Source organism: Streptomyces sp. NPDC002537 (assembly GCF_053594975.1).
The window spans coordinates 17,683-40,345 of sequence record NZ_JBSFWT010000067.1 but is presented as its reverse complement, the minus strand read 5'-3'; the positions used below and the strand labels follow the sequence as shown (position 1 = coordinate 40,345).

Here is a 22,663-nt window from a genome sequence, read left to right as displayed (position 1 = left end):
GGACCGTGTGGGAGAGTAGGACGCCGCCGAACAAATTTTAGTGAAAAGCCCTGGTGGGAACTCCGGTTCCTGCCAGGGCTTTTCTGCATTTCCGGACGGAATCCGCGTCATGCGAGCCGGGCCAGTTCCCCCTGCGTCACCCGGCCCAGCAGCGGCGCACCGCGTACCAACCGCGCGACCTCGTCCACGGCGAAGACGCCCAGCCGACGTGCCTCGCTGCCCTGGGCGCCCGCTATGTGCGGCGTGACGAGCACATTCCGCAAGGACAGCAATGGATGCCCGGCCGGCAGCGGTTCAGGGTCGGTGACATCGAGGAAGGCGTCCAGGCGGCCCGAAGAGCACTCCCGGGTGAGTGCCTCCGTGTCGACGATCGGGCCCCGCGCGGTATTGATGACCGTTCCGCCGTCGGGAATGAGCGCGAGATGCTCGGCGTCCAGCAGATGGTGTGTCTCGGGCAGTTGTGGGGCGTGCACACTGACGATGTCGGCGGCTCGGCAGAGGTCGGCGAGGTCGACGGACTCGGCGCCCCATACCGCTGCCTCGGCGGCGGAGACATACGGGTCGTGCAGGAGGAGGCGATAGCCGACGCAGGATGCGCGCAAGCGTGCCAGGACGCGGCGCCCGATGCGGGAGGCGCCGATGACGCCGATGCTACGGCCGTCGACTCCCCGGCGGTCGCGGAAGGCGGGCCAGCCGGTCTCGTAGGCCGCCGCTGTCGAGAGGGCTTTCTTCGCCGCGAAGGTGATGGCCGCGAGACTGAAATCCACGACCGGACCGGCGTTGGTGCCCGCGGCCGAGGAGACCGCGATGCCGCGCCGCCAAATCTCTTCTGTCACCAGCTCCTTGACCGAGCCGGCCGCATGGATCACCGCGCGCAGCCGGGGTGCGCCGTCCAGTACTTCCTTTGTCAGCGGTGGGCAGCCCCAACCGGTGAGCAGGATGTCGGCGTCGGCCAGAGCATCCCGCGCCTCCGGGGCCGTGAGCGGGCCGGCCAGTGTGCCGAGGACCGGCGCCGCCAGTTCGGCGAGCCTGGCCCGTAGTTCCGGGGGGAGGACTGCCGCGGCTTCGTCCGCCCCCATGGCTATGACTATGACCATCCCCCGTATACCGTTCATGCGCTGCCCCATGCCCGTGCGGTGGTCGGGAAAAACGCACTTGCCCAGCTCATGAGGGCAGGTTGACCATTGGCGGATGGAACACACCATCAGACTCGTACGCGCCGACGAATGGCGGAAGGCCAGAGAACTGCGGCTGACCGCCCTGTCCGACCCGGTCGCGTCGATCGCCTTCCTCGACACCTATGAAGCCGCCGCGGCCCGGCCCGACGAGCTGTGGCAGGAGCGGGCGCACACGCCTGCCTTCATAGCCGAGGGGCCCGACGGGGAGTGGGCGGGGAACGTCGCGATTCTGGTGGAAGTACCCGGCGGAGAAGGTCGCTTCGGGGCCCCGGCGGCCATGCCGCAGACACATCTGGTCGGCGTGTTCGTACGGCCCGAGCACCGCGGTACGGGGCTGGCGGAGGCCCTTTTCCGGGCGGCGCTCGACTGGTCGTGGGAGCGGACCGAACCCCGTATCGAACGCGTGCGGTTGCATGTTCACGAGCGCAATTCCCGTGCCGAGGCGTTCTATCGGAAGCTCGGCTTCGAGCGGACCGGGGTCACCGTTCCGATGGAGGGGGACCCCACGTCGCTCGAATACGAGATGGCCGTCCCCCGGCCGGCCGTCTAGCCCCGCTGGTCCCGTTAGCCCCGCTGGTCCCGCGTGAGAAGGGTGTCGTGCGGCCAGCGGGCGCGGGCCTGTTCCTGCGAGCGCATCAAGGCGTAGGTCGGCAGGCCCGAGGCGGCGCCCTCCGCCAGCAGGAACGGCAGGCTGGGCACCGGCGCCACCGCCGCGACGTCGTCCAGGACGAACGTCAGTGGTGGGTCGAGCCGACCGGCAGATGACCTTCCGGCCATGCCCCGGCCGCGCTCGACCACGCTTGTGACGAGTGCGGTCAGCAGGGGCATCGCACCCGGGCGGGTCCGAGGATCCTCAATCGCCTCACCCACCACGTACAGGGTTCCCCCTTCCGCGATGAATGATTCCCACGCGAGCGCATCGGCTCGATTGGGATTGCACGCGTCCCGAATATGGATGGACGAAAGGGAATTGAGGGAACGAGCCGTTAACTCCTGGGCCAAATCCCTACGTTCCGGATGCCCGGTCAGTGCCGACTCCAGCTCGCCCGCCGCGCCACCGGCCGCCTTGGGGTGCGTGCGGAGGATGCGTACGGGCTCGTGCGCCGCCGTTCCCTGTGCCCAGCGGTGTACTTGGCGGAACGGGCGGCCGTCGACGGCGGCCGCGTGCAGCCAGCAGCGCAGCAGCGTCTCGGCCGTGTCGGCCGTGGCGGAGTCAAGGGCGCTCGACGGGCGCACGGGCGCGAGGAGCGCGGCGGCTCGGGCCGCCGCCGTCTCCCGCACCTCGCAACCGGTCGTCGGGCTCCAGCGGAGGCGGCTCGGGGTGTCGAGGAGGTGGCTCGGGTCGAAGACGTGCACCGGACCGAGCTTCGCGCGGGCGTCCTTGGTGTCGGCCCACAGCGCGGCGTCGCTGGTCGTCACCAGGACCGGCCCGGCCGCCGCGAGAACGGCTCCAGCGGCCTCGCTGCGCCTGTCGGAGCCGTAGACGAGGTGACGGGAGGGCTCGGTCCGCTGCGGGGGCACAGAAGGCGTCACAGAGGGCGTCACAGGGGCTGCTGGGGCTTCGACGGTCGGCGGGAGGGCGGTCGGCGCCTCTGGCGGGGCGACGGCGGCCGTGTCCGCAGCGCCCGGAGTTCTTCCCGCTGTCGCTCGTCGCGGGGCCGTCTCCGCCGCTTCCGCCGCCACCTCCGTGGTCTCCGCCCGGCGGCGCGCCCGTACCGCCCGCCAGCGGGTCCACGTACCGAGCGCGAACACGCCCAGCACGATCAGCGTCAGCAGCTCCCCGATGAGGAAGCCCCAGAAGAGCCCGTAGCCCGACAGTGCCTCCGGTGGTGCGTCCGGCCAGGCCGCGGCGATGTCGTGGGGTTCGGTCGCCAGGTGCCGCAGCGCCACCGGCGTACGGTCCAGGCTGACGCCGTCCGGCCAGGAGCCGTGCGCGGCGAGACCCGCCAGGCCGGTCGTCACCCATACGAGGAGCGTCAGTCCCAGCAGCAGGGCGATCACACCGACCAACAAGCCGTCCGGAATGCCACGTTCGGGTCGGTGTTCGGGGCGGTACTCGGATCGGTGGTCGGGTCTGTGGCCTCCGACGGGTCCGGTGCCGGGCATCCGCTACGCCACCGTCGACTCGGAGGAACTGTCGTTCAACTGGGCCTCCATCGCCGCGGCCGCGCGTTCGGCGGCCGCGGCCTCGGCGGCGAGTTCGCGCGCGAGGTGGTCCTGGCCGTCCTCCGTCATGGCGCGGTCGGTGTAGACCAGCGGCCGCTCGACGTCGGTCACCAGGTGCTTGACGACCTGGACGTTGCCGTTGACGTCCCAGACGGCGATGCCGGGCGTCAGGGTCGGGATGATCTCGACGGCCCATCGTGGCAGGCCGAGCACCCGGCCGGTGGCGCGCGCCTCGTCGGCCTTCTGCGCGTAGATCGTGCGCGTTGACGCCATCTTGAGGATCGCCGCGGCCTCCCGTGCCGCCGCGCCGTCGACCACGTCCGAGAGGTGGTGCACCACCGCCACGAATGACAGGCCGAGCCGGCGGCCGAACTTGAGCAGTCGCTGGAAGAGCTGGGCGACGAACGGCGAGTTGATGATGTGCCAGGCCTCTTCGACCAGGAAGATGCGCTTCTTGCGGTCCGGCCGGATCCAGGTGTGTTCGAGCCACACGCCCACAATGGCCATCAGGATGGGCATGGCGATCGAATTGCGGTCGATGTGGGAGAGGTCGAAGACGATCAGCGGTGCGTCGAGGTCGATGCCTGCCGTCGTCGGCCCGTCGAACATGCCCCGCAGGTCGCCGTCGACCAGCCGGTCGAGCACGAGGGCGACGTCGAGACCCCACGCGCGTACGTCGTCTATGTCGACATTCATCGACTCGGCGGACTCGGCCTCCGGGTGCCGCAGTTGCTCGACGATGTCGGTCAGCACGGGCTGACGGTCGAGGATCGTCTCGTTGACGAACGAGTGCGCCACCTTGAGCGCGAAACCGGACCGCTCGTCCAGGCCGCGCCCCAGGGCCACCTCGATGATCGTGCGCAGCAGGGCGAGCTGTCCGGTCGTGGTGATCGAGGGGTCCAGCGGGTTGAGACGGATGCCGCCGTTGAGGGCGGCCGTCGGGTCGAGCCGGATGGGTGTTATCCCCAGCTGCTGGGCGATGAGGTTCCACTCGCCGACGCCGTCCTCTCCCTGGGCGTCGAGGACGACGACCTGGCGGTCGCGGAAGCGCAACTGGCGCAGGACGTACGTCTTCTCCAGCGCCGACTTGCCGTTGCCGGACTCGCCGAGCACGAGCCAGTGCGGGGCGGGCAGCTGCTGCCCGTACAGCTGGAAGGGGTCGTAGATGTAGCCCTTGCCGGAGTACACCTCGCGGCCGATGACGACGCCCGAGTCGCCGAGACCCGGGGCGGCGGTCGGCAGGTAGACGGCCTGGGCCTGTCCGGTGGAGGTCCGTACGGGCAGCCGGGTCGTCTCCACCTTCCCGAACAGGAAGCTGGTGAACGCCTCGGTGAGGGCGGCGAGTGGGTCGAGCACGGCGAAGCCCCTAGCGTCGGATGCCGGTCGCGAACGGCAGCGTGTTGACGAAGGCCCGGTGGTGCTCGCGGTCGCACCACTCCAGCTTGAGGTAGCTCTTGCCCGCCGAGGCTCTTATGGTGCGCTTGTCGCGGGCGAGCGCCTCCGGCGAGCGCGAGGACACGGTGATGTACCCGACGAGGTTGACGCCCGCGGCGCCGCTGGCGAGGTCCTCGCCGCGCTGGTCGACGCGGGAGTGGTGGGCGACGTCGCGCGGGTCGACGACCCGGTTCATCTTGGCGGCGCGCGAGGCGTCCGCGTCGTCGTTCGTCTTCTCCGTCAGCATCCGTTCGATGGCGACGTCCGTCGGCTCCAGGTCCATGCAGACGGCGACGGTGCGGATGACGTCCGGGGTGTGCACGAGCAGCGGGGCGAGGAAGTTGACACCCACCGGCGTCATCGGCCATTCCTTCACCCATGCCGTGGAGTGGCACCAGGGGGCGCGCGTCGTCGACTCGCGCGTCTTCGCCTGGAGGTAGTTGGGTTCCGTCGCGTCCAGCTCGGCGGGCCACGCGTTGCGCTGCGTCATCGCCTGGATGTGGTCGATGGGGTGGTCCGGGTCGTACATGGAGTGCACGAGCGACGCGAGCCGTCCCTGGCCGAGCGGCTGCCGCACTCGGATGTCGGCCTCGGCGAGCCGGGCGCAGATGTCCGTGAGCTCGCGCGCCATGACGACGGCCAGCCCGCCGTCCCGGTCCAGCCGCCGCTTGCCGCCCTCGTGGCGGGAGGCACGGGCGATGGCCTGTGCCTCGGCGGCCAGGTCGCGCGTGTAGTGCATGCAGGCGACGAGGTACGCGCGGTGCTGCTCGGAGGAGGTCGACACCATGGACTGCAGCTGGTCGTACGAATCCTTCAGCCACGTGGGGGAGTTGTCGTCGCCCCGCCGTTCGACGTCCTTGGCGTGCGCGTCGGGGTCGGCGGGCAGCGTACGGGCGAGCATCTGGATGCGCGTCACATAGCCGTCCCCATTGGCGACGTGCTTGAGCAGCGTGCCGAACCGGTCGACCAGGGCCTCCTGGTCCTCCGAGTCGCGCAGTCCGACGCCCGGTCCCTCGATCTCGATGGCGGCGGTGACCGTACGGCGGTCCGCGTGCAGCAGTACGGCGATCTCGTCCGGCCCGAACGGGGCGGCCAGCCAGCTGATCCGGCCGATCCCCGGCGGCGGCCCGACCTCGATCTCACGCCCGTCCAACTGTGTACCGGCCTCCGCCGCGGACGAGCGGTACGTGGCGCCCCGGCGAAGCGTGCGCTTATACGTGCGGTTGATTTCAAACCACTTGTAGAACGTGCGCTGCTTGTACGGGACGTAGACCGCCGCCAGCCCGAGCGCCGGGAAGCCGGACAGCGTGAGGATACGCAGCGGGAGGATCGGCACCAGGAGGCCGCACATCATGCCCAGGAACGCGCCGGCGATGATCAGGGCGATCTCGCCGGTCTCCCGGTTCTTGCCGACGACCGCGTTGGGACGGGCGCGGCCGATCAAATACGTCCGGCGGGCCGCGATCGGCTGGGACTGTGCCTGAATCGTCAACTCCGCTCACCTCCTGGGGAATTGCTGTTCTTGTTCTGCGCGCGCGGCGCCGGGATGGCGGAGGGAGCGCTTCCGTTGCCGGTCCGCCCGCCTTCCGGGCGGGCGGGCGCGCGGGTGCTGTGGGCGGCGACGCCGCCGCTGACGGGGTTGCCGGGGCGGGCCTGGGCACCGTTGCCGCCGTTGTTGTTGCCGCGGCTGCTGTGGGTGTTGATGCCCTGCTTGACGAGGGTGGCGGGTGAGGAGATCACGGCGGCGGCCTGCCGGGAGGCCGCGTCCCTGCTGGCGCCGCGGGTGCTGACGATCTCGTCGCCGAAGCCGGGGACGAACCGGTAGATCATGGCGCTGGCGAAGATCGCGAGGATGATGATGGCGAGCCCCGACACGACCGCGGAGAAGGAGTTCGGGCCCTTGCCGGAGGACAGCGCTCCGGCCAGTCCCAGGACGACGACGATGATCGGTTTGACCAGGATCACCGCGATCATGATGCCTGCCCAGCGGCGGACGTGCCCCCACATGTTCTTGTCGACCAGCCCCGCGTACACGGCGGTGCCGAGGAGCGCGCCGACGTAGAGCAGCGCGGCCCGGATGACCAGCTCCAGCCAGAGCACTCCGGCGGCCAGTACGGAGACGAGGGACACCACGATCAGCATGATCGGCCCGCCGCCGATGCCGTCGCCCTTCTTGAGGGCGTCGGCGAAGCCGCCGAAGAAGGCGTCGTTGTTCGAGTTGCTGCCGGTGGCGATGACCTCGGTGACGGCATCGGTGGCCGACACGAGTGTGTACAGGATCAACGGCGTGAACGCCGAGGCCAGCACGGTGAGCCACAGGAACCCCACCGCCTCGGTGATCGCCTCGGTGAACGGCACCCCGCGCACGGCCCGTTTGGCGACGGCCAGCAGCCACAGGATGAGCGTGAGGATGCTGGACGCGGCGAAGACGACGGCGTACTGCTGGAGGAAGGTGGCGTTGGTGAAGTCCACGTTGCCGGTGTGGTGCACGGCCTGGGACAGCTTGCCGATGATCCAGGAGGCGGCGTCGGCACAGCCTTTCCCCAGGGAGGAGAGGGGGTCGACGCTGCTTTGGGGGTCGGGGGTGGTGGTACCGCTGGGTTTGCCGCTTTGGCAGTAGTCGTGCGCAGGACCGTGGATGAGGTCGCACGGGTTGCTGCCTGAACTGGCGCTCGGACTCGGGCTCGGGCCCACGCTGGAACTCGCGCTGGGGCCGACACTCGTGCCTGGCGTGGGCGTGGAGACCGGTGGCGAACTCGGTGGAGGCGTCGGTACGGAGAAGGACCGGCTGGCCAGGAGGACGACGGTCACCTGGAGGGCGGCCAGAGCCCCCGACACGGTGAGGGCGCGACGGCGGCGACTACCTGGCATACGTGAACCCTCCGAACCCGTTGACCGCGTTGGTGATGTCGTTGGCGCTCGAAGCCGGGACATCGCCGCTGACCGGGGCAGGGCCATCCTTCTGAGAGTGGTCGATGGCCTTCCAGTCGTTGTCGATCCAGGTCAAGTGCATGGTGATGGTGAACCAGCCGGTGCTGACCGGTTTGGTCGAGCCTTCGCCTGCCAGTCCCAGCAGGCCCGTGCACCAGACTTCGACCGTGGCGGCGTCCTTGTCGGACTGCGTGACCTTGGTGCCGATCGGAATGGTGCGCGACACGAAGGTGAGGCCCTTGGGCGCCGAACCGTCCCCGTTGAGCCCGACGTTCTTGAAGAAGGCCGACGAGTAGGCCTGGTCCAGGGTGCCCTGGAACTTCTCCACGGCCGAGGGGGCGATCACGGCCTTGACGATGTCGTGCCGCTTGTTCGCGGTGAACATGTCGGCCGATCCGAGGGCCACCGCGTAGTTGGCCGCAGCCGACTGCGCCCCCTGCTCCGTATGCGCGAACCCCGACGCGATCCCCGTCGCGCCGTCCTTCCCGGACACCGGTTTCTCACCTGTCGGGGCAGTCGCCTGCGCGTTCGGCTTGCTGCCACTCCCCGAATCCGAATCGTCCGACGAACCCCCCCGGTTCGCGAAGGCGATCGCCGCGATGAGGAGGACCACGACGCCGACGACCGTCATCAGGTTCCGGTTGGACAGGCCGCCGCCGCGGCCACCACGTGGGCGCCGGGATGGGCCGTACGGATCGGACTCGCCCTCCGGGAGGCGGGTGCGTGTCAGGTGCCGGTCGGTGCCGCCGAATTCGCCGTAGTCACCCCCCTGGCGGCCGGAGTCCTGGCCGTAGCCGTCGTCGCCGAGACTCATCGTGCGCACGTCCCCTCATACGTCTTCGCCGGTTTGGCGCCCGCATATGACGGTAGCGGCGCGAAGGGATTCTGGGGGGAGGAGTACGAGGGGGTGTGAGGGGGCATCAGGTGGCAGCCTCGGTGCGGGGGGACTCGGGGACGAGAGGGTCTGCGCGGGGACGCTGCGCGCTGGGGCTGGTGGGGTCGGTGGGGTGGCCGGGGCTGTTGGCAAGAAAGAGGCTGGGCGGTTCCCAACACCCGTAGGGAGAACCGCCGGTAACGACGGCCGGATCGGATGGGTCAGATGGCCATGCCATAGACAATGGTGAAAAGAGTTCCCAGCGAGCCGATGATGAAGACGCCGGTGAGGCCGGCCACGATCAGCCCCTTGCCCTGCTCGGCGCTGAAGGTGTCACGCAGGGCCGTTGCCCCGATCCGTTGCTTCGCCGCGCCCCAGATGGCGATGGCCAGGCAGAGGAGGATGGCCGCCGCCATCACGACCTCGACCAGTACGCGCGCTTCGGTGCCCAGACTGCCGAACGGCCCCCATTTCGGGGCAATTCCGCCAATGATGGTGTTGATGTCGCCCTTGTCGCCGGCCGCCAAAAACATTTGTAACTCACCGCCCCTTATGGGTACTTGTGATGCTCTCCGCCACCTGGCAAAGGTCAGGACCTATCTTCGCCGAAGATGGCGCCCTCGCATGTCGACTTGGCGTCATTTTTTGCCGGAACCCGTACGTCTTCGTCCGTACGTGGGGCCGGGCCGTCGTGCGGGGCGTTGTCAGTGGGGAGTTCTATGGTGACTCTGTGTATCACGCGTGTGGACGCCGAGCAACGATGGGCGAGGTGGGGGACTATGCGTCAGTTCGGGTGGCAGTGTGTTCGGTCGGTACGCTGGAGCGCTCCGGGGGCGTTCGAGAACAAGGGTGGTACGGGTGCTGGTAGCCGATCGGTACCGGCTGGGAGAGCTGCTGGGCCGCGGCGGCATGGGCGAAGTCTGGGAAGCCCGCGACGAAGTGCTCGGTCGTCAGGTCGCGGTCAAGCTGTTGCTGGGGGACGAGGGCGACGACTCGGCGGCCTCACGTTTCCAGCTGGAGGCCCGGACCGCGGCCCGGCTGAATCACCCCCAGGTGGTCGCCGTCTACGACTTCGGTTCCTGGGACGGGCGGTTCTATCTGGTCATGGAGCTGGTCCGGGGCCCGAGCCTGGCGCAGGAGCTGTCCGCGCGCGGTCCCCTCGCCCCCGACCGCGTGGCCCGTATCGCCGCGCAGGCGGCGGCCGGGCTGGCGGCCGCCCACCGGCAGGGAGTCGTCCACCGCGACGTCAAGCCCGGCAATCTGATGCTCGACGCCGACGGCACCCTGAAGATCGGCGACTTCGGGATCGCCCGGTTCGTGGACGAGACGTCCGCGGCGTTGACCAGGGTCGGCCAGATCGTCGGTACGAGCACCTATCTCGCCCCGGAGCGCTGCCTGGGCCGGGTGGCCGGGCCCGCCTCCGACGTCTACGCGCTGGGGTGCGTGCTCTACCAGCTCCTGATCGGGCGTCCCCCGTTCTGGGCGGAGAGCCCGACCGCCCTGCTCTATCTGCACGTCGACTCGGCGCCGGAGCCCCCGCGCCGTCACCGGGCGGACCTGCCACCCGCCTTCGAGTCGTATCTGCTGCGGATGCTGGCCAAGCAGCCGGAGGAGCGGCCGACGGCCGAGGAGACCGCGGAGTGGTTCGGCGGGACGGCATGGCAGGGCATGTCGGCGCCCGTGGTGGCGGCCGCACCTCCGGGTACGCCCACGCCTCCACCCATGCGCGCGCCCGCGCATGCGACCGCGCCTCCGGCGGCACGTCTCTCGGCACGTCCCTCGGCGCGCCCGCCCATGCCTGCCGCCGTACCGACCGCGGCTCCGGCGGGGCGTCCGTCGCTGCCCGCGGAGCGGGCCGTACCGCCGCGCGGGCCGGGACGAGGACGTCAGCCGGTGGCCACGCCCACGTCCGCGCCCGCTCCCGCACCCGTGTCCACGGCGCCCGGTCGTGCGGCGGCCTCGCGGCGCGGGAAGGGTTCGCGGAAGTCGAAGAAGGTGCTGGCCATCGCCGTCGCCGGAGCGGTGGCGTTCGTGGTGGCGGCCGTGATCGGCGCGTGGGCCTTCGGTTCGGACGGCGGCTCCACCGGCCGGCCGGGAGTGCATGCGCCGCGACGCTGACCGGGGCGGCGCTGACCGGGGCGGGGCGGGCCGCCCCCTCCGACGGAGCGGCAACCCGCCGTCGGGGCACGCTAGTCGAGACCCTCCACGAAGTGGTCGAACTCGCCCGCCTTGACGCCCAGTGCGAACGCGTCCCAATTCTCGTTGGTCGTCACCACGACCTTCTCCGGATCGGTGTTCTCCCGGATGTAGACGTGGCCGTCGTCCCCGAAGGCGACCTCCAGGTATTCGGTCTCGTCGCCTTCGGTCGCCGGAATCCAGTTGAGCTCTGCCACGATGCCCCCTCAAGGGATGTAAGGGATGTACGGCCCGCTGTCGTCGCACACGATAGAGGACCGCCGGGAGCCGGAGTCTGACCATCCGTTCGATTCCTGTCGCTCGCTGTATACGCTGCCCCCGGGATGGGGAGGGGCGGGCAGACGGTGTCGTTGAGGGGTGAGATCGCCGCGGTTCACGCGGCGCACGCGCGGCCGGCCGCGCTGATCGGCGAGTTCCGGCGTACGGCCGTCCTCGTACCGGTCGACGGTCAGGGCGGGCTGTGGACCGCGGAGTTCGGAGGCGTGCAGTGGATCCACGCCTTCACGGACGAGCCGGCGCTGGCCCGGTTCGCCGCGGTCCGGGGCGAGGCGGCGCGCGACTGGGAGTACCGGTCCGTGCTCGGCGCCCGGCTCCTGGACGTGGTCGTACCGGCCGTCGGCGAACCGGCGGGTGTGGCACTCGACGTGGGCAGTGAGCGTCCAATGATGTTCCCGCCCGTCGTCGGTGTCGTGCCGGAGGGCGCGGCGGTCGACGCGACAGCCGACGGGCGGCTCCGATGAGTGACGGCATACAGGCGCACAAGGACGCGCTCGACAACATCACCAAGGGGCTCAACGGCGTCATCGACGAGCTGAAGAAGTCCGGCGGTTCGCCCGGCGAGGCGGCCACCGGCCGTGGTTTCGGCGAGCTCGCCCTCTCCGGCATGGAGACGGGTCACCAGGGCCTGACGGATGCCTTCACGTCGTTCTGTCACCGCTGGGAATGGGGCGTGCGCGCCCTCGTGCACGACGGCAGCCAGTTCGCCGAGCGCGTGGACCTGGCGGCGGGCTACTACCACGAGGGCGACGCGTACATCTCGAACACCTTCAAGGTGACCACCAACGCCGTCATGGGCAATCCGCACCTGACCGAGGAGCAGGTGGAACGGCAGTCCTGGGGGCAGACGTTCTCGGACAACCCGTTCAACGACATCGCCCACGCCGACTACAGCGCCAAGTCCTTCGAACAGGCCGGTGATCACGCCGACGAGGCCCTGGCGCGGACCATCGCCGACATCAAGGGCCGGCCCTCGGAGCCCGGGAGGGGCAACTGATGTCCCTCTGGGACAAGGCGGGCGAGAAGCTCGAACACGCCGTCGACGCCGGCAAGAAGGGCCTCGGCGAGGCCGTCGAGTGGGGTGGCCACAAGGTCGGTGACGTCGCCGACGACCTCGGGTTCCACGGTGCGGCCAAGAACATCGACGGCTGGTCCGACAGGACCGCCTCCGGCCTGGGCGCGGAGGTCGGCGAGAAGCAACTGGACGAGACCGACGATCCCGGGGAGCTCGTCCACGGCGACGCGAAGCGCATCGAGTCCACCGCGGGCCACCTGCGCAGCTTCCACACGGCGTTCGACACCGCGCACGCAGGGATGCAGAAGGTCGACCCGTCGCAGTGGAAGGGCGACGGGAAGGAGGCCTTCGCCCGGAAGTTCGCCGAGCACGCCCCGAAGTGGGCGCACGCGGCCGATTCCTGCCAGGACGCGGCGACGGCCCTGTCCGCGTACGCCCACACCGTGACCTGGGCACAGAACCAGGCCAAGGAAGCCGTACGGCTCCACAAGCAGGGAAAAGAGGCCGCGAAGGCGGCCCAGGACGCTTACGGCAAGGCGGCCGACGCGTACGACGCGAAGGTGAAGGCGGGCGAGGACCCCGGCCCGCCGCCGCCCCCGTGCACCGACCCCGGCATCGCCGACCGCGAGGAAGCGCAGCGCGTCCTGACCGAGGCCCGCAAGCAGCGCAACACCGCCGCCGCGGCCGCGCGGACGGCCATCGACAAGGCTGTCGAACTCGCCCCGAAGCTGCCGAAGTTCTCCGACCGGGTCGCAGGTGACGCGAAGGACCTGTACGACGGTGGTCAGGTCGAGGCGATGCACCTGCTCGGCGGCGGGGTCCGTTCGGTGGCCGACATGGCGCGGTTCGCCCGTACCCTCAACCCGCTCGACCCGTACAACGTCACCCACCCCGCCGCGTACCTCGACGGTGTCTTCCAGACCGACACCAACCTCGTCTCCCTGGCCGCCCACCCCGGCCGCATCCCGTCCACCCTCCTCGGCACCGGCTGGGGCTCGGACCCCTCGGAGGCCATGGGCCGCCTCGCGGGCAACATTGCGATGGGCGTCGCCACGGGCGGCGGAAGCGCCGCCGCCGACGCGGGCGAGCGGATGGCGGTCGGAGCGGCGCGCCGCGGGGCCACCGACGCCGCCGAGGCGGGGGCGGAGCAGGGCGTCAAGAGCGGGGCGGCGCGCGAGGCCGTGGACGCCAACCCCAAGCAGGGCGGCATCGAGCCGGGCCAGAAGTGCGTCGGCGGCGACCCCATCGACATGGCCACCGGCCGCATGTTCCTGCCGCAGACCGACGTCTCCCTGCCCGCCGCCGGGCTGCCCCTGCTCTTCGAACGGCGGGCGGAGTCCGGTTATCGCGCGGGCCGTTGGCTGGGTCCGTCCTGGTCGAGCACCGTCGACGAGCGCCTGGAGATCGACTCCGCGGGCGTGGTGTACGTACGCGCCGACGGCATGCTGCTCAGCTATCCGCACCCCGCCCCGGGCGTTCCGACCCTCCCCACCGAAGGCCCGCGCTGGCCCTTGGCCAACGCCGACGGGGGCGGCTACGTCATCGAGGACCCGGTGTCGGGACGCGCCCGGCACTTCACCCCGTACGGTTCCGATCTCGCCCTGCTGCAGCAGATGTCCGACCGCGCGGGTCGCTGGATCACCTTCGAGTACGACGCCGACGGCACGCCCCTCGCGCTCGTCCACGACGGCGGTTACCGCGTCCGTGTCACCACCGATTCCGGCCGCGTCACCGCGCTCCACCTGGTGGCGGAGGGCGTGGAGACGGAGCTGATCCGCTACGCGTACACCGACGGAAACTTGACGGGCGTCATCAACTCGTCCGGTCTGCCACTGCGGTTCGACTACGACGAGCGCGGCCGCGTCACGGCGTGGACCGACCGCAACGCCAGCCGGTACGTCTACGCGTACGACGACCGGGACCGCTGCGTCTTCCAGACCGGCGCCGACGGCCATATGCGCTTCTCCCTGGAGTACGGGGAGCCCGACCCCGGCACGGGCCTGCGGGTCACGGCGATGACCGACTCCCTGGGGCATACGACCCACTACGTCGTCGAGGACGCCACCTCGCACGTCGTCGCCGAGATCGACCCGACCGGGGCCGCCACGCGTACGCGCCGCGACCGCCACAACCGGGTGCTCTCACGCACCGACGCCCTCGACCGGACCACCGAATTCCGCTACGACGGGGTGGGGCGGCTCGTCTCGGTGACGCGCCCCGACGGCCGCGCGGCGACGGCCTCGTACGACGCGGCCGGTCACCCGGTGACCTTGACGGACGTGGACGGCTCCGTCCGCCACCAGACCTTCGACTCCGCCGGCCGCCGCACGTCCGTGACGGATCCTGCGGGGGCGGTCACCCGCTTCACGTACGACTCTCGCGGCCATCTGGCGACGGTCACGGATGCGCTAGGCGGCGTCACCCGTGTCACCTGTTCCAGGGCAGGACTTCCCGTCGAAGTGACGGATCCGCTCGGCGGGGTGACCACATACCGCCGCGATGCCTTCGGCCGTGTGACGGCCGTCATCGATCCGATGGGAGCGACGACGCGGCTCTCCTGGACGGTGGAGGGACGGCTCGCCCGGCGGGTGGCGGCGGACGGGGCCGAGGAGAGGTGGACGTATGACGGCGAGGGCAACTGCCTCACGCACACCGATGCCGTCGGCGGTGTCACCCGCTCCGAATACACCCACTTCGACCGCCTGGCGGCCAGGACCGGCCCGGACGGCGTCCGCTACGAGTTCACCCACGACTCGCGCCTCCAATTGACGGCCGTCACCAACCCGCAAGGGCTGACGTGGAGTTACGAGTTCGACCCTGCGGGTCGGCTGGCGTCGGAGACGGACTTCGACGGCCGGACGCTTCGGTATGCGCATGACGCGGTGGGGCAGCTCGCGTCGCGCACGGACCCGCTGGGGCGGACCGTCGCGTACGAGCGCGACGTGCTGGGGCGGGTGGTACGGAAGGACGCGGACGGTGCGGTGACGACGTACGTCCACGACACGGCGGGCCGGCTGGCGGAAGCGGCGGGCCCGGACGCGACGTTGGTGTACAGCCGGGACCGGCTCGGACGCGTCAAGTCCGAGACCTGCGACGGCCGTACGCTCACCTTCGCCTACGACGAACTGGGGCGCCGCACGCGGCGGATCACCCCGATGGGCGCGGTCAGCAAGTGGGAGTACGACGCGGCGGGGCGGCGTACCTCTGTGACCGTGTCCGGTCACTCGTTCACGATGGAACGCGACGCGGCGGGCCGGGAGGTCGCGCGCGATTTCGGCGCGGGACTGACGCTGGCGCACGAGTGGGATCCGACGGGCCGGCTGACCGGGCAGTCGCTGCCCGGGGTGCTGTCCCGTACCTACACCTACCGCCGGGACGGGGCCGTCACGACGGCGGGGGACCGCAGCTTCGAGCTGGACGCGGCGGGCCGGGTCACGGCGGTGGACGCGCCGGGGTGGAGCGAGCGCTACGCGTACGACGAGGCGGGCAACCAGACGTCCGCGGACTGGCCCGCGGCGCATCCGGGACAGGAGGCGGTGGGTCCGCGCGCGTATGCGGGTACGCGCATCACCCGTGCCGGTGACGTCCGTTACGAACACGACGCGGCGGGACGTGTCGTATCGCGCCGCCGCACCCGTCTGTCGCGCAAGCCGGACGTCTGGCGGTACGAGTGGGACGCGGAGGACCGCCTGACGGCGGTCGTGACGCCGGACGGGGTGCGGTGGCGGTACCGCTACGACCCGCTGGGCCGCCGCGTGGCGAAGGAGCGCCTGGGCGCGTCGGGCGAGGTGACGGAAGAGGTCCGCTTCACCTGGGACGGCGCGACCCTGGTCGAACAGACCACGACATCCACCGACTTCCCCAACCCGGTCACCCTGACGTGGGACCACAACGGTCTCCACCCGATCGCCCAAACCGAACGAATATCGGCGGCGGACGCGTCCCAACGGACCGTCGACACCCGCTTCTTCGCCATCGTCACGGACCTGATCGGCACCCCGACGGAACTCGTCGACGAGTCGGGGGACGTGGCCTGGCGTTCCCGCTCCACCCTCTGGGGCACGACGGCCTGGCCGACGGCCAGCACCACGTACACCCCTCTCCGCTTCCCGGGCCAGTACTTCGACCCGGAGACCGGCCTCCACTACAACTTCCACCGGCACTACGACCCGGCGACGGCGCGGTATCTGTCGCCGGATCCATTGGGGCTGGCGCCGGCGCCGAATCCGGTGGCGTATGTACACAACCCGGTGTCGTGGGTGGATCCGTTGGGGCTGGCGCCGGGAGGGTGCCCCGAAAATGTCACCATTTACCGTGGGACGCGTTTCTACAGGGAAAACGGCATTGCGTCAGAAACCGACTTGCTAATGAGTCAAGCCGCCCAGGACGCTTACATGCAGACCGGATCTGTTGACGCGGCGCTTCAAGCATCGCGGGAAGCTCATACCGGGGCACTGGCGGAGTGGGGAGATGCGGATACGCTTGCCCAAGCGCATGCAGAGTTTGGAACCGATATGCAGGAGGCGTACGGGCCGCGTTCGGTCATGTCCTTTACCACTGACCCCGATCGCGCGAAGTTCTTCGCAGACGGTGGGACTGTGTACTCGACCAGTATTCATCCCGACGATGGCATCTGGCAGACGCTTCCTACCTCAACCGAGCAAGAGATTTTGATACCGCACTTGATCAAGGTGAAGCCATGGCTGGGGTAAGGCTAAAAATCGGCAAGCATGAGGTCGTCTACATGCCCGCCGGGGAGCTCGTCGACGTACAGGAGGAAATCGGAAATTTCAATGAACTAGATGACCGATCCCTGGTTGACCACTCTCGTATGCGGCGCTTCCTTATCCGGATTAGGCCCAATTGGCCTCTTGCTGTCTTCTACCTTCACTGGAGCGATGGCACCGACTTGACCTTGCTCGATATGCGGGTACGTTCAGGCGAAGCCACGGAGGGAGACTTCTTCAATGCCCTGGTCGGGGAAGCCCATGGGATGGGATGTATGGAGTGCAAGGTGAGCCATCGCGTGGTTACCTGGGCTGTCGCCATGGGGGTGTTCTCCGACGACAGCAGGCGGGCACGATCGCATTCATATGTAGACCGCTGTCCTGCTTGCAATAGCAAGTGGGACGCCAGGGTGCTCGAAATGATCAGTGCCAAGTAAGCGATCCGGTGCACAAGGGAAGGCTGTGCTGTTGACCAGCAGAGCAGCATGGCTGAAGACACTGGGCAGGGTCGTCAACTCGTAGGCGCCCGCGTGGTCGCCTGGTCGGACCGCTTGGAGCTATGCAGTGCGTATCGAAATCATCGGCATCCTTGACGCTGGCCAAAGGGCAGTGGAGTTCACCTGTGCAGCGGGCCGGGCGTGGGGCACCTGGAAGGGGGAGGAGGATCCGGTTATCGGTACGCATGATGTCGAATTTGCAATCGATGAAGGGGTCGACTGGCAGGCGTCTTCGGCTTCGACTCAGGGAGAGATCTGTGCAAGGCGATCAGGTCGTGATCAATGGATCTCGGTCTCGGGCATCGTGGAGAGAGCGGATGACGACTCCGTGGTAACTCTGAGGATTCGAACCGAGCTTGTGATGGTCGAGATGGCGGACGCCGGCTGCGTGGTCGCACGGGGTGACGCCGTCACAATCAGAGTGAAGAATCTCGATATCTACCCCTACCGGCTATGAGACCGCATGCCGACCCCTGGCTTCGTGACCAGGTCATCACGGTCCAGCCGTCCGTTCCGGGTATGGGCGAGCAGCGCGCGCAAAGTGGCGGGTGGCAGGTTCAGGACGGTGTCGGGGCGGTCGCTCTCGCGCAGGTTGATCAACTTGCCCGGAGTCACGGCTATTTCGACGCAGTCATCCTGTCCGCTACCGCTAAACGAGGATTTCTGCCATATGAGGTCAGGCATGGATTCGGATCCTTCAGAGCGTGTGCAAGAGGTGCTGAACCACTCTCAGCGAGTCTTGTCGCTCATGAGACTCGGAGCCGGTCCGGGCGTCAATCGATGGGAGTGCCAGTTCGGCCAGCTTGGCGAAGATGCGTGCGTAGCGAGCCGCGTGTTCCTGCTCGCGCAGGACGGATGAGTTCACGGGCTGTTCAAGGCGGACCGTGTCCAGTTCGGGTGTCGGGCCGCCGAAGATGGCGAAAGACCGGCTGACGGCGGAGTGAGGTCCTGCCTGGAACGGGAAGATCTGTACGGTGACGTTGGGCAGCCGAGCCACTTCGATCAGCCGGGACAGCTGTGCGCGCATGGTGTCGCGGCTGCCGACCAGGGTCTGGAGCGCGCCTTCGTGGATGACGGCGTGATACCTCACGGGTGATTCGCCGCTGAGGATGCGCTGGCGAGCGAGCCGGAACTCGACATAGCGGTCGATGGGTGCGTTGGGGTCGTCGGCGGCTTCGCAGACAGCTCGCGCGTAGTCGGCGGTCTGGAGCAGGCCGGGGATGAGCAGTAGTTCGTTGGCGCGGATCGTCGTGGCGCGGGCTTCGAGTTCCGCCAGGTCGAGGACGGGCAGTTTCATGGCATCGCGGTAGGCGTCCCACCAGCCTTTGCCACGATCCTGGGCCATCGCCATGAGTCCCTCGAAGAACGGTCCTTCGGGACAGTCGTAGGCGCGAAGGAGCTTGTGCAGCCCGTTGCGCGGTACGTCGACGCGGCCGGACTCGATGTTGCTCACCCGCTGCCGGTCGGCGTCGATGAGTGCTGCGGCCTGATCTCCGGAAATGTGTGCGCGCATACGCAGCCTCTTCAGCTCGGCCCCCAGCCGACGCTGGCGCTCGCTTGGTTGGCTCCTGGGTGGCATGCCGTCCCTCCTCGGTTCGCCGCACAGTCTCGCCTGGCGATCAACTCGCCGTCCACGTAGGCGGTTCGGGGTGCACTCATCCGGGCGGGAACATGTGGAATAGGTTGCAACTTATGCAAGCGCTTCCCTAGCGTCGAAGACGTCCCGCTCCGTCTGCGGCGCGTGCCGTAAGCCGGAAGCGCACCCCTGCGCGTCCTCGTCACCTCGCGACAACGTCGCGCAAGGGCAATGCCACCGCACCCCCGCCCGGACGGGCGCCCCGCAGCAGGTGAACCCAAGGAGCCACGCCATGTGCACCGCATCCGCCTTCGCCCTCGCGCACGCCGACTTCTCGCTCGTCTTTCCGCCCGCACCCGGGTGGGTCCGCACCGCCCGGGAAGCCGTGCGCGCCGCGCTCGCTGCCGCTCACCGCGATGACCTCACCGACACCGCGGTTCTCCTCACGTCTGAGCTTGTCACCAATGCCGTCAACGCCTCGACAGGAGCTGAGTGTTCAACCCCTGTCAGCGTCTACGCCGAGTGGGATCCCATCGGCTCATTGCGGGTGCTGGTGCACGACGGAGCGCCGGGGCTGCCGTTGGCGTACGCGTACAGCGAGGGTGCCGAGACCGGGCGCGGGCTGCTGCTCGTTCGGCGCTGTGCCGACGACTGGGGTGTGTGCCGGCATGGCTTCGGGCCAGGGAAAGCGGTCTGGTTCACCCTCGTACGCTGACGCCCGTCAAACCCCACCCCTGTTACCCATTCGGGGGAAGTGGGTCAAGTGGCCCCGTCCAGGCCGAAATTGTGCTTTACGGTGACGGCAGACGGGTTGCCTCGTGCCGTAGAGCGAGGCGACCCCTGGTGGTGCTGAGAACACCTGTCCAGGGGTCTGCACCCGATAGGGATTGGCCCCCCACCAAGTGTTGCGGCATGCTATCGCGCCTGCGAGCTCCTTCACGCAGGTTGCCAACGAAATCATCCGTAGCCCCGAGCTGTCCTCGGACGCCGTGCGGCTGCTCATCCCGGCGTCGATCTGCCCTTGTGGCAGGTGGCTCAGCGAGCCGGGATCAAGACCACCGGGTTCATCCGTGCGAAGCGGGAGCTGGCCGCCGCCGGGTACTACCACGAGTGGCGCGAGCAAGGGCGCGGCGGGCGGTGGAGCACCGAGCAGCTTCTCTCCAGCGTGCCGCTGACCGCCGAAGAAGCCGCCGCCGTGCGGCGTGGGCAGCCGGGTACCGGGAATCCGGCCGTCGGTCAGCCGAGCAGTCGGCCCGTCGGCCGTTACCAAGACAACAACGGCGAGAACACTTACCAACCTCCCCAACCCGTCCCGCCGGAACCGGAGCCGGAACCGGAGCCGGAACCGGAGCCGGAGCTGGAACCGGAACCGGAACCGGAACCGGAACAAGATGGGCCTGAACCGAAGCCCAAACTCGCCCTGCCAGAAGCCTCGGTGGCCGTACCTCCACCCTTCGTCCAGCAGGGCGCCCACGCCCTCGCCGCCGTCTCCCGCACCGAACGGCGGCTCCGCCTCACCGGCTTCGATATCGCTCGCCTCGCCCCGCTCGCGGGGGAGTGGTTCCAGCGGGGCGCGTGCATCGCGGAGGTCCGTGAAGCGCTGACTGGCGGGCTGCCCGCTCACGTCCACTCTGCTGCCGGAATCATCCGGAATCGCCTGCTCAGAAAGATGCCGGACGCGCCCACCTTCGCTGAACAGCGCGCTGCGGAACGGCACTTCGCGCCGCCGCCCGTACGGGCAGGGGCACCCGTTCCACCCGCTCATGACACGTCAGGCGCCGTGGAGGCAACGCGCCGTGGCGCGGCGGCCGCGCGAGCAGCCCTGCGCGGTACGGAAGTCGAGATGGCTCCGGCTTTCTAAGGCGTGTCCGATGAGTCGTCGCCATCGGAACGTGCCGACGTGGAGGTCTCGTTCGGGTGACTTCCCGCATGCGGGACCGTTTCTGCTGGTCATGCCTCTTACGTAGCCACGAAAACCCTGGTGGCGAACAGCCGTTACTGCGAGACGAATACTCTCCCCGAAGGGAACATGCATGGGTGACACGCTGCGCGTGGGCGATGAACTCGGACTCGGTCAATCCCTGCAGGGCGGTGCCTACGCCCTGACACTGCAGGACGACGGCAACTTGGTGCTCTCCGAACCGGACGGCGTCGTGTGGGCGACCAACACCCACGGCAAGGGCGTCCAGCGGGCCGTGCTCCAGGAGGACGGCAACTTCGTGCTCTACACCGACGACGGCGCGGTGTGGGCCACTGACACCAACGGCCAGGACGTCGACCGGCTGGTCGTGCAGGCCGACCGCAACGTGGTGCTGTACGACAACGATGGTGACCCGCTGTGGGCATCGGACACCTACACCGACAACCCGACCTCCGAAGAGGAACCGTCGGCCCCGCCCGCCCCCGAGGTGCGCACCTACACCGTCGAACCCGGCGACACCCTGTGGGACGTCGCCGAACGCTTCTACGGCGACGGCAACCGCTACCGCGACATCGCCGACGCCAGCGGCATCGACGACCCGGACGTGGTGGACGTCGGCCAGGTACTGACGATTCCGTGACTTGAGCGCGTCGACGGTCCGCTCGACTTCGTTCCTGTGGCCGTAGCGTTCCCGGTCGAACCCGGTAGGGCGACCGCCACGGCTGCCACGCCGTCGGCGGTTGGCCCGCTGGTCCCGGTGCTCCCGGTGCTCCCGGTGCTCCCGGTGCTCCTCTCCCCAAGGCAACGGAAATTGACGGATACCCGGCGGGCCCGTGGGGGAGGATTGCGGGGTGCGGAAGGTCTGGGTGGGCGTGGGTGTCGGCATCGGGATGTGCCTGTGTTTCGTCGGGCTGCTCGTCTGCGGGGTGTACATGGCCGCCGCCGACCTCGGCGGTGGCGGGCCCAACGATGTCGAGCTGGCGAAAGGTGCGGTTCCGGCGGAGTATCAGAAACTGGTGCAGGACTGGGGGAACTACTGCCCCGCCCTGTCGCCGGCCATCCTCGCCGCGCAGATCTACTCGGAGAGCGGCTGGAACCCCAAGGCCGTGAGCCCGGCGAACGCGCAGGGGATAGCGCAGTTCATTCCCGAGACCTGGGCGACCCATGGCATCGACGCCAACAAGGATGGCAAGGCGGACATCTGGGACCCGCAGGACGCCATCCCGTCGGCCGCCGTCTACGACTGTGAACTCTCGCAGGATGTCAAGAGTGTGCCCGGCGACCTTTCGGACAACATGCTGGCGTCGTACAACGCCGGTGCGTACGCGGTCATCCAGCACCACGGGGTGCCGCCGTACGACGAGACCCAGGGCTATGTGAAGGAGATCCGGACGCTCGCGAGGAGCTTCGCCAAGCCCGTCAGCCGGGTGGCGCCCTCGCAGCAGGCGGCCGGGGCCATCTACTACGCGCAGGAGAAGCTCGGCACGCCGTATCTGTGGGGCGGCGACGGCACCGCCGAGGACGGGGGCCGGTTCGACTGCTCGGGGCTCACCAAGGCCGCGTACGAATCGGTCGGCATCACCCTGCCGCGCGTCGCGAACGACCAGTGGAACGCGGGCGCGCACCCCAAGCGCGACGAGCTGCTCCCCGGCGACCTGGTCTTCTTCGCGTACGACCTGAAGGACCCCCGCAGCATCCACCACGTGGGGCTCTACGTGGGCGGCGGGCACATGATCAACGCTCCGCACACCGGGGCCCTGATCCGGTTCGACTCGATCGACACACCGGACTACATCGGGGCGACCCGGGTCACCGAGGATGGCGCGAAAGCGCTGCCCAAGCCGAAGGGGGTCTGAGGTCCGGACCCCGGAA

Annotated in this window: 20 protein-coding genes and 1 pseudogene; 10 read left to right on the top strand and 11 right to left on the bottom strand. The window is 69.2% G+C overall.

Annotated features, from left to right (window positions below; all coding sequences use genetic code 11):
* Positions 1 to 107: 107 nt before the first annotated feature.
* Positions 108 to 1,115, bottom strand: coding sequence for a hydroxyacid dehydrogenase (locus ACWD4A_RS26060; protein ID WP_451197599.1), 1,008 nt, complete (start codon positions 1,113 to 1,115; stop codon positions 108 to 110).
* 76 nt (positions 1,116 to 1,191) lie between these two features.
* Here ACWD4A_RS26060 and ACWD4A_RS26055 point away from each other — a divergent pair, with 76 nt between their 5' ends.
* The gene (locus tag ACWD4A_RS26055) at positions 1,192 to 1,728 is read left to right on the top strand and encodes a GNAT family N-acetyltransferase (protein WP_451197598.1); all 537 of its coding nucleotides are present in this window, start codon (positions 1,192 to 1,194) and stop codon (positions 1,726 to 1,728) included.
* Between the two features lie 14 nt (positions 1,729 to 1,742).
* Here ACWD4A_RS26055 and ACWD4A_RS26050 read toward each other — a convergent pair whose 3' ends face one another.
* The 6 genes from ACWD4A_RS26050 to ACWD4A_RS26025 form a co-directional block, all read right to left on the bottom strand.
* Complete coding sequence (locus ACWD4A_RS26050) at positions 1,743 to 3,284, bottom strand: type VI secretion protein (RefSeq protein ID WP_451197597.1); 1,542 nt, start codon at positions 3,282 to 3,284, stop codon at positions 1,743 to 1,745.
* Between the two features lie 3 nt (positions 3,285 to 3,287).
* A complete protein-coding gene (locus tag ACWD4A_RS26045) occupies positions 3,288 to 4,700 on the bottom strand; it encodes an ATP-binding protein (protein WP_451197595.1) in 1,413 nt (470 codons plus the stop codon).
* 10 nt (positions 4,701 to 4,710) lie between these two features.
* Positions 4,711 to 6,264, bottom strand: a complete 1,554-nt coding sequence (locus tag ACWD4A_RS26040; RefSeq protein ID WP_451197602.1) for an SCO6880 family protein — start codon at positions 6,262 to 6,264, stop codon at positions 4,711 to 4,713.
* Positions 6,265 to 6,266: 2 nt separating this feature from the next.
* Positions 6,267 to 7,649, bottom strand: coding sequence for a hypothetical protein (locus ACWD4A_RS26035; RefSeq protein WP_451197593.1), 1,383 nt, complete (start codon positions 7,647 to 7,649; stop codon positions 6,267 to 6,269).
* Entirely contained in the window at positions 7,639 to 8,523 is an 885-nt protein-coding gene (locus tag ACWD4A_RS26030; RefSeq protein WP_451197591.1) for a hypothetical protein, read from the bottom strand. The genes ACWD4A_RS26035 and ACWD4A_RS26030 overlap by 11 nt, the downstream gene beginning before the upstream one ends.
* Positions 8,524 to 8,804: 281 nt before the next feature.
* Complete coding sequence (locus tag ACWD4A_RS26025) at positions 8,805 to 9,116, bottom strand: hypothetical protein (RefSeq protein WP_121801277.1); 312 nt, start codon at positions 9,114 to 9,116, stop codon at positions 8,805 to 8,807.
* A 325-nt stretch (positions 9,117 to 9,441) separates the two neighbouring features.
* Between ACWD4A_RS26025 and ACWD4A_RS26020 the strand changes: the two genes are divergently transcribed.
* Complete coding sequence (locus tag ACWD4A_RS26020) at positions 9,442 to 10,701, top strand: protein kinase domain-containing protein (RefSeq protein ID WP_451197589.1); 1,260 nt, start codon at positions 9,442 to 9,444, stop codon at positions 10,699 to 10,701.
* 71 nt (positions 10,702 to 10,772) lie between these two features.
* On the opposite strand, the gene ACWD4A_RS26015 is transcribed toward ACWD4A_RS26020, so the two are convergent.
* A complete protein-coding gene (locus tag ACWD4A_RS26015; protein WP_451197600.1) occupies positions 10,773 to 10,979 on the bottom strand; it encodes a DUF397 domain-containing protein in 207 nt (68 codons plus the stop codon).
* Between the two features lie 144 nt (positions 10,980 to 11,123).
* Here ACWD4A_RS26015 and ACWD4A_RS26010 point away from each other — a divergent pair, with 144 nt between their 5' ends.
* The 4 genes from ACWD4A_RS26010 to ACWD4A_RS25995 all read left to right on the top strand — a co-directional run bounded on the left by ACWD4A_RS26010 (position 11,124) and on the right by ACWD4A_RS25995 (position 17,751).
* Positions 11,124 to 11,519: an SseB family protein gene (locus ACWD4A_RS26010; RefSeq protein ID WP_451197587.1), complete on the top strand. Its 396-nt coding sequence runs from the start codon at positions 11,124 to 11,126 to the stop codon at positions 11,517 to 11,519.
* Positions 11,516 to 12,052 carry a hypothetical protein gene (locus ACWD4A_RS26005; RefSeq protein ID WP_451197585.1) on the top strand — a complete coding sequence of 179 codons (537 nt, stop codon included), beginning with the start codon at positions 11,516 to 11,518 and terminating at the stop codon, positions 12,050 to 12,052. Before ACWD4A_RS26010 ends, ACWD4A_RS26005 begins: the two co-directional genes overlap by 4 nt.
* A complete protein-coding gene (locus ACWD4A_RS26000) occupies positions 12,052 to 16,782 on the top strand; it encodes a putative T7SS-secreted protein (protein WP_451197584.1) in 4,731 nt (1,576 codons plus the stop codon). Before ACWD4A_RS26005 ends, ACWD4A_RS26000 begins: the two co-directional genes overlap by 1 nt.
* 579 nt (positions 16,783 to 17,361) lie before the next feature.
* Positions 17,362 to 17,751: a hypothetical protein gene (locus ACWD4A_RS25995; RefSeq protein ID WP_451197582.1), complete on the top strand. Its 390-nt coding sequence runs from the start codon at positions 17,362 to 17,364 to the stop codon at positions 17,749 to 17,751.
* On the opposite strand, the gene ACWD4A_RS25990 is transcribed toward ACWD4A_RS25995, so the two are convergent.
* Both ACWD4A_RS25990 and ACWD4A_RS25985 read right to left on the bottom strand, forming a co-directional pair.
* Positions 17,739 to 17,978, bottom strand: a complete 240-nt coding sequence (locus tag ACWD4A_RS25990; RefSeq protein ID WP_451197580.1) for a DUF397 domain-containing protein — start codon at positions 17,976 to 17,978, stop codon at positions 17,739 to 17,741. The two genes, ACWD4A_RS25995 and ACWD4A_RS25990, sit on opposite strands and share 13 nt — an antisense overlap.
* A 13-nt stretch (positions 17,979 to 17,991) precedes the next feature.
* Positions 17,992 to 18,873 (bottom strand): helix-turn-helix domain-containing protein, encoded by an 882-nt coding sequence (locus ACWD4A_RS25985; RefSeq protein WP_451197579.1) that lies wholly within the window; start codon positions 18,871 to 18,873, stop codon positions 17,992 to 17,994.
* A 289-nt stretch (positions 18,874 to 19,162) separates the two neighbouring features.
* On the opposite strand from ACWD4A_RS25985, the gene ACWD4A_RS25980 reads away from it, so the two are divergent.
* From ACWD4A_RS25980 to ACWD4A_RS25970, 3 genes are all read left to right on the top strand, one after another.
* Positions 19,163 to 19,585: an ATP-binding protein gene (locus ACWD4A_RS25980; RefSeq protein ID WP_451197578.1), complete on the top strand. Its 423-nt coding sequence runs from the start codon at positions 19,163 to 19,165 to the stop codon at positions 19,583 to 19,585.
* Positions 19,586 to 20,035: 450 nt separating this feature from the next.
* Complete coding sequence (locus ACWD4A_RS25975) at positions 20,036 to 20,731, top strand: hypothetical protein (protein WP_451197577.1); 696 nt, start codon at positions 20,036 to 20,038, stop codon at positions 20,729 to 20,731.
* Positions 20,732 to 20,903: 172 nt separating this feature from the next.
* Complete coding sequence (locus ACWD4A_RS25970) at positions 20,904 to 21,431, top strand: LysM peptidoglycan-binding domain-containing protein (RefSeq protein WP_451197576.1); 528 nt, start codon at positions 20,904 to 20,906, stop codon at positions 21,429 to 21,431.
* On the opposite strand, the pseudogene ACWD4A_RS25965 reads toward ACWD4A_RS25970, so the two are convergent.
* Positions 21,429 to 21,554 (bottom strand): annotated as a pseudogene (locus ACWD4A_RS25965) (IS5/IS1182 family transposase); the annotation flags it as partial. The gene ACWD4A_RS25970 and the pseudogene ACWD4A_RS25965 sit on opposite strands and share 3 nt — an antisense overlap.
* 88 nt (positions 21,555 to 21,642) lie before the next feature.
* On the opposite strand from ACWD4A_RS25965, the gene ACWD4A_RS25960 reads away from it, so the two are divergent.
* Complete coding sequence (locus ACWD4A_RS25960; protein ID WP_451197575.1) at positions 21,643 to 22,647, top strand: C40 family peptidase; 1,005 nt, start codon at positions 21,643 to 21,645, stop codon at positions 22,645 to 22,647.
* Positions 22,648 to 22,663 lie beyond the last annotated feature (16 nt).